This is a genomic window from Candidatus Pseudothioglobus sp. Uisw_041 (assembly GCF_048087625.1).
Lineage (GTDB): Bacteria > Pseudomonadota > Gammaproteobacteria > PS1 > Pseudothioglobaceae > Pseudothioglobus.
This window is the reverse complement of record NZ_CP159805.1, coordinates 1,017,902-1,030,532: the sequence shown is the minus strand read 5'-3', so window position 1 is coordinate 1,030,532 and position 12,631 is coordinate 1,017,902. Positions and strand designations below refer to the sequence as shown.

Sequence of the window (12,631 nt, the reverse complement as noted above, 5' to 3'; positions counted from 1 at the left end):
TGGAGCCACAATGGCTTGGAATGATAATAATAATCAAACTCCTCCAGAGCTTGATGAGGTTATTAAGGATTTTAAAAATAAATTTAATTCTACATTTGGTGGCAAATCATCAGGAAATTCTGGTGCGAGTAAGGCTGCGAAAGGTAGTTTTAAATATATATTTATACTAGCCTTTATTGTATGGATGGCATCTGGTATTTATATTATTGATCCAGCTGAAAGAGGCGTTGTATTGCGTTTTGGCGCTTTTCAAACTTCAACTACCCAGGGTCCTCATTGGCATATCCCTTACCCAGTTGAGTCAGTCTACAAAGTAAATGTTGAGCAAGTTCGTTCTGCAGAAATTGGTTTTAGAAATGCTCAAAATTCTTATAGTGGCGGAGTAAGTTCAGAGTCATTAATGCTTACTCGTGATGAGAACATGGTTGATGTTAAGCTTGCAGTTCAATATAAAATTGCAAACGCTCAAGATTACTTATTTAATGTTTCGAATCCAGAGCTGACTTTAAGTCATGTCGTTCAAAGTATTATTAGGCAAGTTGTTGGTGATAATACAATGGACTTCGTTTTAACTACTGGTCGTGATCAAGTTGCGCAAGAGGTTAAAACAGCCTCTCAGGCACTCATTAATGATTATGGACTTGGTATACAGATTACAGCTGTAACTATGCAGGATGCTCAGCCACCAGTTCAACTTAAAGCTGCCTTTGATGATGTTGTAAAGGCGAGGGAAGATGAGCAGAGATATATTAATGAAGCTCGGGCTTATGCAAATGATATTGTTCCTAAGGCTCGTGGTGCAAGTCAGAGGCTTCTTGCAGAAGCTGAAGCCTATAAATCAGAAGTGGTTTCTAAGTCAGAGGGTGAGGCTTATCGTTTCTCTCAGATCTTAACTGAATATACAAAGGCTCCTGGTGTTACTAAGGAGAGGCTATATAGAGAGACTTTAGAGGATGTTCTAAGTAATACGAACAAAGTTATTGTAGATTCAAACTCTAATTCTCTTATGTATCTGCCAATTGATCAGTTAATTAACTCCAACAGGGTTAAAAGATCTGGTTCAAATACAAGTACTTATAATCAAACTCCATCGGGTCAAAGTGATGAAAGTGTATTACGCTCAAGGGAGAACAGATAATGAATAGAATTATTATAGTAGTAGCTGTATTGGTAGCAATCTTAATAAGTTCAAGCTTGTATACTGTTAATGAAACGCAAGTAGCAATTAAACTAAGGCTGGGAGAAATTGTTTCAGTTGAAAATAAACCAGGTCTAAAGTTTAAAACTCCTTTTGTGAATAATGTGGTTACATTTGATCAGCGTATTCAGACATTAGATGCTCAAGCAGAATCATTTTTGACTGTTGAAAAGAAAAATTTAACAGTTGACTCTTATGTTAAGTGGCGAATTGTTGATACAGAAAAGTTTTATATATCAACGGGTGGTGCGATGTCATCGGCAAACTTAAGGCTTGCTCAAAATAATCAGGATGCTCTTAGAAGTGAATTTTCTAAGCGAACTATTATTGAAGTTGTCTCCTCTCAGCGTGATGCAATTATGGCAAGTGTGAAAAGCAAGCTTAAGGCAATTGCTGAAGATGAGTTTGGTATTGAGGTTATAGACGTTCGTATTAAGCGAATTGAGCTTGCTCAGGAAGTTAGAAATTCAGTCTATAGTCGAATGGAGACAGAAAGAAAAAGTATCGCCAATAAATTCCGCTCAGAAGGTGCTGAAGAAGCTGAAAAAATCCAGGCTTTTGCAGATAAAGAAAGAACAATTATCCTGGCAAATGCCTACAGAGATTCTGAAAAGATTCGAGGAAATGGAGATGCAATCTCAGCAAGTAATTATGCTGAAGCTTACAGTCAAGATGTTGATTTTTATTCTTTTTATCGCTCTTTGGAGTCATACAAAAAGTCTTTTAATCAGCAAGGCGATATCTTAATACTTAGTCCTGATTCAGAGTTTTTCCGCTACTTTAACCCTTCAAACTAAACAAGGGCTGTGAGTAATTGGCAATTACCTGAGGGCATAGATGAGCTCACTGGTGATCAGGCAATAACTTTCGAACAAAGTAGAAGAGATTTATTAGACCTATATCAAAGTTGGGGGTACGAAGTTGTTGTGCCCCCAATGATAGAGTTTGCAGAAACGCTAGTATTAAACTCCAAGTCAATTGATGAGAAGACGTTTAAATTTCTTGATTCGATTTCTGGAAAAATGCTGGGTGTTCACTCTGACATAACTCCTCAAATAGCAAGGATAGACTCTAAGCGTGTTAAATCTGAGCGTGTAGACCGGTATTGCTATATAAATGCAATATTACAAACTAAGGCGGATGACTTTTATGCCTCTAGGTCTCCAATTCAAGCTGGTGCAGAGCTTTATGGGTTTAAAGGAATAGATGCTGACATAGAAATTATTACCCTAATGATTGAGTCATTGACGCTTTTGGGACTTGATGGGGTAACTCTTAGTCTGGGCAATACTTCAATATTTAATGCTCTTTGTGATTCTGCAAATCTTAATCCTAAAGAGTCAGCAAAACTAAGAGATATTTTTAGGCGAAAGTCAATCCCAGATTTAAATAACTTTCTTGAAAATAACCAAATTCAAGATGGTGATAAGTTTAAAGCATTAATTTCTTTGGATGGCTCTGAAGCTGTTCTAGATAAAGCAAATTCAGTATTTAAAGCCATTCCTTCGGCTTTAAGTGCGATTGATGACCTTAGAAAACTTCATGTTTTTTTTAAAGAACGTAATATTAACTTAATGTTTGACCTTGGTGAAGTTAAGGCTTATGAATATCATGATGGAGTTGTATTTGCAGCATACCATGATAGCTTTTCTAAGGCCTTAGCCCAAGGAGGAAGATACAGTGGCTTAACAAAATCTTTTGGCTCTTCAAGAGATGCAACAGGATTTTCTTTTGATCTTAAGTTTCTAGTTCAGCAGCAATTAAAAGCAGTAAAAAAACAAAAAACACTGGTTGCGCCAAACTCTAATGATTCAAAATTAACACTCTTAATTAATGAGCTTCGATCACAGGGACATAATATTAAAGTAGATTTGACAGGATCAGATGATGTTGATTTTGTAAATAAAAATAATGAATGGAAGCTAAAGGAATAATATGGGTAAGAATGTAGTAATCATTGGGACTCAATGGGGTGATGAGGGTAAAGGAAAAATAGTTGATCTTATTACAGATAAAGTAAGTTCTGTTGTCCGTTTCCAAGGAGGCCATAATGCTGGCCATACTTTAGTCATAGATGGTAAGAAGACTGTATTGCATCTAATTCCTTCTGGAATACTTAGAAGCAGTGTTAATTGTTTTATAGGTCATGGGGTTGTTCTTTCAATGACTGCGCTTTTAAAAGAAATGAATGAGCTCGAAGAGTCAGGGGTTGAAGTTAAATCTCGACTAAAGATAAGCCCAGGATGTCCATTAATTCTTCCATATCATATTGAGCTTGATAATGCGCGTGAGGCGCACAGAGGAAAAGCGGCAATTGGAACGACTGGAAATGGAATTGGACCGGCTTATGAAGACAAGGTCGCCAGAAGAGGTCTTAGAGTTGGTGATCTTTTAGATGAGGAACTTTTTGCAGTAAAACTTAAAGAAGTGGTTGATTATCACAACTTTAGTTTGCAAAATTATTACAAGCAGCCAGCAGTAGATTATAAAAAAACTTTAGAGCAAGCCTTAAGCCAAGCTAAGATCGTTAAATCAATGATAATCGACGTTGCTGATGAATTACATAAACAAATGGCAAATGATGAAAATATCCTATTTGAGGGTGCTCAAGGAGCACTTCTAGATATTGATCAAGGAACCTATCCATTTGTAACCTCTTCAAATACTACTTCTGGTGGCGCGGTTACTGGTTCTGGTGTTGGCGTTCGTGATATTGATTATGTTTTAGGCATTGTAAAAGCCTATACCACTCGAGTTGGTGGTGGTCCATTCCCAACTGAGCTTGATTATGATGTGAATACTGATGAGGGCGACCCAATTGGAAGAGAGCTTTGTTCTAGAGGGCATGAATTTGGCGCCACTACTGGTCGTCAAAGGCGATGTGGCTGGCTTGATTTAGTTATCTTAAATCGCTCTTTTAAACTAAATGCTGTAAGTGGAATATGCCTGACAAAGCTAGACGTTATGGATGAATTAGATTTAATAAAAATATGTATTGCTTATGAGGTTGATGGCCAAACAACCACTATCCCTCCATTTTCAGCTGAAGGCTATAGTGCGGCAACTCCTGTATACATAGAGATGCCAGGATGGAAGTGTTCTACAATTGGAACGCATTCGTTTGATGACTTGCCTCAAGAGGCGAAAAACTATATACGAAAAATAGAAGAGCTAAGCCAGATTCCAGTTCATATCTTATCAACAGGACCTGATAGGGAGGAAACTCTAATTCTAAAGAATCCTTTTGATTAGTTCTAAACGTTTCTAAGCTTACTTTATACTAAGCACATTATGTCAGACCCTCACTATGATCGTGAAGCGGAAAAATATGAGAGCCCGATTCCATCTCGCGAGCATATTTTAAGTTTTATTCAGCAAAAACCCAAAACCAAGAGCCAGCTTTTTGAGCTTCTTGCATTAGAAGATGAACAAAAAAAGGCTTTTGAAAGGCGTTTAAGGGCAATGGTTCGAGACAAACAACTCAGCTGCAATAAGAATGGAGTGTATCGACCATACTCTAATAGAGGCCTAATCACTGGAACTGTCATTGCGAATCCTAAGGGATTTGGCTTCGTTGCTTTAGATAAGGGCGGAAAAGATCTTAGACTTTCAAATCAACAAATGAAGTTGGTTTTTCATGGTGATAAGATTAAAGTTAGACTTCTTAATCGGAGACTAGATGCTGAAGTTGTTGAAGTTATCGAAACAGCTAAAAATCTTGTTGGAAGGCTTCATCTTGATGATGGTGATTACTATGTAGTTGTTGATGATAGAAGAATTAAGAATAACATTGATATTGAAGAGCTGATGGAGGGCTGCTCTGATAATCAAGTGGTAGTGGTTGAAATACTCTCTTCTCCGACACTAGATAGAAATGCAACTGGAAAAATTACCTCAATTCTTGGAAATTACTTAGACGAAGGCGTCGAAGTAGATTCTGCGATTTACCGCCATCAAATACCCTCTGTCTTTGGAGAAATAGCGCTTGAAGAGGCATCTAAATTACCCACTAAAGTCCTCCCAAAAGATAAGAAAGACAGGGCGGATATAACAAAGTTAGAGCTCATAACAATTGATGGAGACGACTCCAGAGATTTTGATGATGCCGTTTATGCCAAACCATCCAAAAATGGCTGGAAACTAATTGTTGCGATTGCTGATGTCTCTCACTACGTTAAGGAAGAGTCTGATTTAGATATTGAGTCTTTAGAGCGAGGGAATTCAGTTTATTTCCCGCATAGAGTTGTGCCAATGCTTCCTGAAGCTATATCAAATGGCCTTTGCTCGCTTAATCCTAAAGTTGAAAGGCTCTGTATGGTGTGTGAGATGGAAATTGATTCATTGGGAGAGTTCTTAGACTATAAATTTTATCCAGCTGTTATGCTATCTCATGCTCGCCTTACCTATGGGCAGGTCAATGAAATGCTTGAGGATAAAAAGAGTCCTTTAAGAAAAGAGTATAGCAATGTAGTTGAAAATGTAGACTATCTTTATAGCCTTTACAAAACGCTTCGAATTTCTAGGCAAAAAAGAGGCGTAATGGATTTTGATCGAATTGAAAGTCAAATATTATTTGATGGCAAAGGCAAGATTAAAGACATTGTCGCTAGAAAAAGAAATGATGCCCATAAGTTAATTGAAGAATGCATGTTGATGGCAAATCAGGCGACTGCAAAATTCCTACAGAAAAAAAATGAAGACTTCTTGTTCAGAGTTCATCCTAAGCCTACAGCTGAAAAAGTTGAGGTCACTAAAAAGTTTTTATCTGCGGTTGGTTTGACTTTAGAAGGTGGTCATCAACCAGAGTCTAAGGATTTTGCCAAGGTATTAAAAAATGCGCACGGAAGGGATGACGAGAACATTATCAAAACTGTGGTGCTACGAACAATGAAGCAGGCTACCTATACTCCGAATAATGAGGGCCACTTTGGTTTAGCTTTTGAGGATTACACCCACTTTACCTCTCCAATTCGTAGGTATCCAGATCTTCTAGTTCATCGGGCTATAAAGCGCGCTTTATCAGGTAAAGTTAGGGATCCATCAGCTAGAATGTCAGAGCTTGGGGCTCACCTATCAATGACTGAAAGGAGGGCTGATGATGCATCAAGAGATGTTGAGCAGTGGCTCAAATGTGAATATATGAGTGACAAGGTGGGCGATAACTTTAATGGCGTTATTTCTGGGGTTGCAGGTTTTGGCCTTTTTGTAGAGCTTTCTGACGTATTTGTTGAAGGCTTGATTTCAGTTCGCGACTTAAGGGATGACTACTTTATTTTTGATGATGTTCATCACCAATTAAAGGGCGAAAGGAATGGAAAAATTTATCGCTTAGGCGACATGATTAAAGTGAAGATTGCTGCAGTTAACCTTGATGATAGAAAAATTGACTTTATTCCAGTCAATTAAATCTTAGCTATTCAGTTATTGCGCCTCTTGAGGCCGACTGAGCGAGTTTCGCATACTTCGCTAATACGCCCTTGGTGTATTTTGGAGCTGGCTTTATCCACTTTGAGAGTCTGTCTTCAATGACTGAGTCATCAACAAGAAGTTCGAGGCGATTATTTTCAGCATCAATCAATATTTCATCGCCATCTTCAATAATTGCAAGAGCTCCTCCAACAAAAGCCTCAGGAGTTATATGTCCCACTACAAAACCATGAGTTCCACCTGAAAACCTTCCGTCAGTTATTAGAGCAACCTTTCCGCCCAATCCTTTGCCCATAACTGCTGAGGTAGGTGCTAACATTTCACGCATTCCTGGGCCACCTTTTGGGCCTTCATAACGAATTACAATGACGTCACCTTCCACAATCTTATCTTTTAAAACTGCTTGAAGAGCGTCTTCTTCACAAGCAAAAGTTTTGGCCCTTCCTTGAAACTTAAGACCTTCTTTCCCAGTGATTTTAGCAACCGCACCGTCAAGAGCAAGATTGCCTCTTAGAATTCTTAAGTGGGAGTCTTTTTTGATTGGATTCTCTAATGACATAATGATTTCTTGACCATCAGCATAAGGCTTAACGTCTTTCAAGTTTTCAGCTAAGGTTTTGCCAGTTACTGTTATGCAGTCACCATGAAGCATTCCTGCATCTAATAGCATCTTCATTAAGGGTAGAGTGCCTCCTATCTGCACAAGCTCACTCATCATATATTTGCCTGAAGGCTTAAGATCAGCTAGAACAGGCACATTAGCGCCAATTCGAGTGAAGTCATCAATTGTTAGGTCTACATTAATGGCATCAGCCATTGCAATTAAATGAAGTACTGCGTTGGTTGAGCCACCAAGCGTGATGATTAAAGTAATTGCATTTTCAAATGCCTCTTTAGTCATAATATCACTTGGTTTAATGTCTTTATCTAATAGATTTAATACAGCTTCACCAGCTCTTGATGAGTCACTATTCTTATCAGCTGATATTGCATCTTGAGATGAAGAGTTAGGAAGGCTCATTCCTAGGGCTTCAATTGCTGATGCCATTGTGTTTGCAGTATACATTCCGCCGCAAGAGCCAGGTCCTGGAATCGCAGTTGATTCAATTTGCTCAAGCTCAATATCAGTAATATCATTATTTGCTCTCTTACCGACAGCTTCAAAAACACTAACAACATCGGTATGATTTTTACCAGGCTGAATAGTTCCTCCATAAACAAAGACCGAAGGTCGATTGAGTCTGGCAAGACCCATAAGGCATCCAGGCATATTTTTATCACAACCACCAATGGCAACAACGCCATCAAATCCTTGGCAAGCAACTACAGTTTCAATCGAATCAGCAATAACCTCTCTAGAGACTAGGGAATACTTCATTCCTTCTGAGCCCATTGAAATTCCATCTGAAATTGTAATTGTATTAAATATTACAGCTTTTCCACCAGCAGAATTGACGCCAATTTCAGCTTCGTCAGCTAAATCATTGATATGCATATTGCAGGGAGTAACCATAGACCAGGTTGATGCAATTCCTACTTGAGGTTTTTTGAAATCTTCTTTTTTAAAGCCTACCGGATAGAGCATCGCTCTTGAAGCGGCGCGTTCATAACCATCGACTACAGCTGACGAGTATTTTCTTGAGTTTGACATCTATTTTAAATTAGCAAAAAATACAAATTTTAGACTAAAATAGTGCGGTTCTATTGGCAATTTAAGGTTAGAAGTTGAGTAAAGCTAAACAAATTATTAGATTAATGCAACCTTTTATTGATGAGGGTAGATTGTTAGAAAGAAGTTATGAAAGCATTAATAATGAAATAGAAAACTTTATATCTATTGAAAGTGATGGTGAAATTATTGCTTGTGCAGCCCTAAAGCTTTATGAAAAAGAAAATATGGGTGAAATTTATGGATTAGTAGTTAATAAAGATTTTCACAATACTGATGCCTCATCTAATTTAATGGATTTACTAATTAAAAAAGCCTTGAGTCATAATTTATCTTCTATTTTTGCGCTTTCAAAGTTTGGAGGTAGGTTCTTTTTTAGACATGACTTTATTGAGAGTGAGATCAGTTCCCTCCCTTTGATTCGACAAAAGAGTTATGATTATCAAAGAAATTCAATTATCTACCTAAGAAACTTTTAAGCTTTGACTACTTACTTTTTTTGAGCAACAAATAATTAATGACACTTAAAGATAGAATTCGTGGATATCTTCCAGTTGTAATAGACGTTGAAACTGCTGGCTTTAACGAAAATACAGATGCATTATTGGAAATTTGTGCAATAATTTTAGGCTTTGATGATAACGGTAACTTCTTTCCCAAAAAGACACTACATTTTCATGTAGAGCCATTTAAGGGGGCTAATATTGAGCCTTCAGCATTAAAGTTTAATGGGATTGATATCGATAACCCATTCAGGCTTGCAGTGCCTGAAAAGGAAGCGCTTAGTGAAATTTTTCAGTGCGTTAGTGATGATTTAGTTATAGAGGAGTGCACCCGGGCAATACTAGTAGGCCACAATGCATTTTTTGATCTTGGGTTTGTGAAGGCTGCTACAAATCGCTCTAAGCTTAAGAGCCCATTTCATCAATTTTCAACTCTTGATACTGTTAGTTTGTCTGCTCTTTATTGCGGTGAAACTGTTCTTGCAAAAGCAGCTGTGAAGTCTGGAATCGAATGGGATAACGAGCAAGCACATTCAGCGCTTTATGATACTAAAAAGACCTCAGAGCTATTTTGTAAAATTTTCAATTCTCAACCCTTACTTTAAGCTTTGACTTCTCTCAAGTATTTATAATCCATTGCCCATTTAATGAACTCACACGTATTAATTTTGTTGCCTCTAAATCTTTCTCTTAGAAGGTGGTTCTCTACTCTTTGAAAAAATATTAAACTCAAATAGTTTTCTTTAAGTCTTCCAACTTCATTTAATTCTGTTTTATATAAGTTAGGCTCTAATGAGCCAGAAAGAGTTGGATTAATTCCAAGAAGAATTAATAGACATTCATTAAAGTTTAAATGATTTTTTTCTGTTAAAAAACTGTGCCATTCAGATCTAGTTTTAAGCTGCTTATCAGAAATATTTGGCGTTTTAAAGTCTAAAATATTGTCTGAAAGAATCTCCTTGACTGACTGTTTATCATTTACATCAGCTTTATATAGGTTTTTATTGTTATCAAAGAGAAGTAAATCATAAAGTCTCTTTATTTCAAATTTGATGTTTTCTGCAGTTCTTTCATGAAAAATTTTATAGGTAATTTCACTCATAATGTCAAGGGGCTAGTTATTCAAAAGTTTTTTCTTGCTCTAAGGTCCAATCTCTAATTTTTTCGGTTATCTCAGATACTGATAAGTTTAAATCTGAAATGGGCTCTCCAATAACGACAGTAATTACACCAGGCTTCTTAATAAAAGCTCCTTTAGGCCATAGATTTCCAGCATTATGGTACACAGGAACTATTTTATATCCAGATTTTTTTGCAATAGCAGAGCCACCATTTTGATACTCTCCTATTTGTTTATAAGGTTGGCGAGTTCCTTCCGGAAAGATAACAATGGAGATTCCTTTATTTAATCTATCAGTGCCTTGCTTTATAACTTTTTTAATTGCTTTAAGTTTGTCACCTCGATTAATAATAATTGGCTTAAGAAGAGTAAGGCTCCAGCCAAATATTGGAAGCCATAAAAGCTCCTTCTTTAAGACCCATGTGTGAGCTGGAAAGATGGATTGAAAAGCAAGAGTTTCCCATGTTGATTGGTGGTTAGAGATAATTATATATGGTGCTTTTTTTAAGTTCTCCTGGCCAATAATATTCGTTGTGATATTTAAAGTTATTTTTAGCCACCAGATGCAAAAAATAGCCCACTGTGAGAGAAATTTATATCGTATAGAATAGTTTGCAAAAACCAAAAATAATCCACATAAAGTGATCAAAATTAAACTAATAATTGAGCCAACAAAGTACAATAGTGATCTTAAAAGTAACATAGGATATAGTAGGTCTTAGCGTTATAATTCTATATAAAATTTTACTAACATTACAAACATTAAGTTTATGTTTTTCTGAAAGTAAAAAAAAACTTTTAATTCTTTTTCATCTTGGTAGGAATTTATGGACATTTTGATCGTATTAATTTCTTTATTGTTTGGTGCTTTCATAAGCTATTTTATTCTTAATAAAAAGCTGACTGCTTCAAATCAAAAAAATATCCAACTTGAGACCACGCTTAATGAAAAAGAAAAAAATTTTTCAGAAAAATTACAGCTTGTTGATCAGCTCAAGAGTCAAGTTAATAGTGAATTTAAAAATATTGCATCTGAAATACTAAAGACTGACCGAGACAAGCTTAAGGTTGATAACTCCGACCTCCTAAATCCTCTTCAGACCCAGCTTAAAAGTTTTAGAGAAAGAATTGAAACTATAACTAAAGAGCAGGTTGAAGAAAGAACGTCTCTCAAAGAGCAAATTAAGTCATTACATGAAGCAAACATTGAAACGCGTCAATCTGCTCAAAACCTAACAAATGCATTGACCTATGACAATAAACAGCAAGGTGATTGGGGCGAAGAAATTTTAAACTCTCTCTTGTTAAGCTATGGATTTCGAGAGGGTGTTGAGTTTGACCTTCAAAAACAATATAAAAATGAAATGGGTGAAAGGTTCAAGCCTGATGTGATTCTCCATTTGCCTGAAGGAAAGGATGTTGTTATCGATTCAAAAGTTTCCCTTAAGGATTATGCCGATTATATTGCAGATCAAGCTAATGAGGCTGCCTTAAAAAAACACATTGCTTCAATTGAGAACCAAATTAAGAATATTAGCATTAAAGAGTATGAAAATCTCGAGGGAGTCAAAAGTCTTGATTTTATATTTGTTTTTATTCCTATAGAAGGAGCTTTATTATTGGCTCTTCAGTACAGACCTAACTTGTTTGATGACGCATTAAAGAAAAATATTATGCTTGTCTCGCCTTCAATGCTTAGTATGAGCCTGAAGACAGTAAATTTTATGTGGCAAACTGATAAACAAAACAAAAACGCAGATGAGATTGCCAGGCAGGCAGGAAAAATGTACGATAAGCTTGCTGGATTTTTTAATGACTTGGACAAGATTGAAAATCAATTAGACAAGACTAAGGAAGGCTTTTCCGACGTTCGTAAAAAACTTCAAACTGGTCCAGGTAATCTAATTGGCCGTGCTGAGAAGTTAAAAGCACTCGGAGTTAAATCGAACAAGGAAATTAATGAATGATTGTATCTAGAGATCATATTTTTAAAGACGGTGAGCTTAAAGATAAAGTTATTTTAGTTACAGGTGCTAATAGAGGCTTTGGCCTAGCGATTACTATGGACCTTTCTAAGGCTGGTGCTACTGTTATTATGCTTGGAAGAGACTTAGGCTCCCTTGAGTATGCTTATGACGCTGTTGTGGATGCTGGTTACAATGAACCTATACTTTACCCACTAGATCTTGAAGGGGCTACTCCTGAGAATTATCAAGAGCTCCAAGACAATGTTTTAGAGAAATTTGATAAGCTTGATGGGTTGATTCATAATGCTGCAATACTTGGAGCGCAAATGCCAATCGAGCAGTATGATATCAAGCTTTGGTACTCTACGCTCCAGATTAACCTGAGCGCTCCATTTATGCTAACTCAATTTTTAATACCTGTGCTAGTAAAGTCTGAGGATGCTAGAATTCTTTTCTTGTCTTCTTCTGTTGGAAGGGAGGCTAGAGCTTATTGGGGTGCTTATAGTGTAAGTAAGTTTGGAATAGAAGGCTTTGCTAAGACCCTCTCTGAGGAGCTTGAAAAAACTAACATTAGTGTTAATACTGTTGACCCTGGGAAACTAAGGACTGAAATGAGAAGAACAGCCTACCCAGCAGAGGACTCGTCAACTGTTCCAATGCCAGAGGAGAAGAGCGCTGCAATCGTTTATTTACTATCTAACTTGAGTCCAAAAATGAATGGTGAGCAATTAACGATAGCTGATTAGA

Annotated in this window: 12 protein-coding genes; 9 read left to right on the top strand and 3 right to left on the bottom strand. The window is 36.8% G+C overall.

Annotated features, from left to right (window positions below):
• Nucleotides 1–10 precede the first annotated feature (10 nt).
• Genes hflK through rnr form a run of 5 tightly spaced genes read left to right on the top strand, consistent with a single transcriptional unit; the run spans nucleotide 11 to nucleotide 6,604 of the window.
• Nucleotides 11–1,138 (top strand): FtsH protease activity modulator HflK, encoded by a 1,128-nt coding sequence (hflK, locus tag ABXT44_RS05190; protein ID WP_416688440.1) that lies wholly within the window; start codon nucleotides 11–13, stop codon nucleotides 1,136–1,138.
• A complete protein-coding gene (gene hflC / locus ABXT44_RS05185) occupies nucleotides 1,138–1,995 on the top strand; it encodes a protease modulator HflC (RefSeq protein ID WP_271558671.1) in 858 nt (285 codons plus the stop codon). The genes hflK and hflC overlap by 1 nt, the downstream gene beginning before the upstream one ends.
• Before the next feature lie 9 nt (nucleotides 1,996–2,004).
• The gene (locus ABXT44_RS05180; protein ID WP_416686199.1) at nucleotides 2,005–3,132 is read left to right on the top strand and encodes an ATP phosphoribosyltransferase regulatory subunit; all 1,128 of its coding nucleotides are present in this window, start codon (nucleotides 2,005–2,007) and stop codon (nucleotides 3,130–3,132) included.
• A gap of 1 nt (nucleotide 3,133) precedes the next feature.
• Nucleotides 3,134–4,450 carry an adenylosuccinate synthase gene (locus ABXT44_RS05175; RefSeq protein ID WP_416686198.1) on the top strand — a complete coding sequence of 439 codons (1,317 nt, stop codon included), beginning with the start codon at nucleotides 3,134–3,136 and terminating at the stop codon, nucleotides 4,448–4,450.
• 39 nt (nucleotides 4,451–4,489) lie between these two features.
• Nucleotides 4,490–6,604 carry a ribonuclease R gene (rnr, locus tag ABXT44_RS05170; protein ID WP_416686197.1) on the top strand — a complete coding sequence of 705 codons (2,115 nt, stop codon included), beginning with the start codon at nucleotides 4,490–4,492 and terminating at the stop codon, nucleotides 6,602–6,604.
• A gap of 7 nt (nucleotides 6,605–6,611) precedes the next feature.
• On the opposite strand, the gene ilvD is transcribed toward rnr, so the two are convergent.
• Nucleotides 6,612–8,276 (bottom strand): dihydroxy-acid dehydratase, encoded by a 1,665-nt coding sequence (gene ilvD, locus ABXT44_RS05165; protein ID WP_416686196.1) that lies wholly within the window; start codon nucleotides 8,274–8,276, stop codon nucleotides 6,612–6,614.
• 74 nt (nucleotides 8,277–8,350) lie between these two features.
• On the opposite strand from ilvD, the gene ABXT44_RS05160 reads away from it, so the two are divergent.
• Together ABXT44_RS05160 and rnt are read left to right on the top strand one after the other, a co-directional pair.
• Entirely contained in the window at nucleotides 8,351–8,773 is a 423-nt protein-coding gene (locus ABXT44_RS05160) for a GNAT family N-acetyltransferase (RefSeq protein WP_416686195.1), read from the top strand.
• 38 nt (nucleotides 8,774–8,811) lie between these two features.
• Complete coding sequence (gene rnt / locus ABXT44_RS05155; protein WP_271558666.1) at nucleotides 8,812–9,402, top strand: ribonuclease T; 591 nt, start codon at nucleotides 8,812–8,814, stop codon at nucleotides 9,400–9,402.
• Here the strand turns inward: rnt and ABXT44_RS05150 are convergent.
• Together ABXT44_RS05150 and ABXT44_RS05145 are read right to left on the bottom strand one after the other, a co-directional pair.
• Nucleotides 9,399–9,899, bottom strand: a complete 501-nt coding sequence (locus ABXT44_RS05150; protein ID WP_416686194.1) for a hypothetical protein — start codon at nucleotides 9,897–9,899, stop codon at nucleotides 9,399–9,401. The genes rnt and ABXT44_RS05150 overlap by 4 nt on opposite strands.
• 16 nt (nucleotides 9,900–9,915) lie before the next feature.
• Entirely contained in the window at nucleotides 9,916–10,620 is a 705-nt protein-coding gene (locus ABXT44_RS05145; protein ID WP_416686193.1) for a lysophospholipid acyltransferase family protein, read from the bottom strand.
• Between the two features lie 124 nt (nucleotides 10,621–10,744).
• Between ABXT44_RS05145 and ABXT44_RS05140 the strand changes: the two genes are divergently transcribed.
• Nucleotides 10,745–11,884 carry a DNA recombination protein RmuC gene (locus ABXT44_RS05140; RefSeq protein WP_416686192.1) on the top strand — a complete coding sequence of 380 codons (1,140 nt, stop codon included), beginning with the start codon at nucleotides 10,745–10,747 and terminating at the stop codon, nucleotides 11,882–11,884.
• Complete coding sequence (locus tag ABXT44_RS05135) at nucleotides 11,881–12,630, top strand: SDR family NAD(P)-dependent oxidoreductase (RefSeq protein ID WP_416686191.1); 750 nt, start codon at nucleotides 11,881–11,883, stop codon at nucleotides 12,628–12,630. The genes ABXT44_RS05140 and ABXT44_RS05135 overlap by 4 nt, the downstream gene beginning before the upstream one ends.
• Nucleotide 12,631 lies beyond the last annotated feature (1 nt).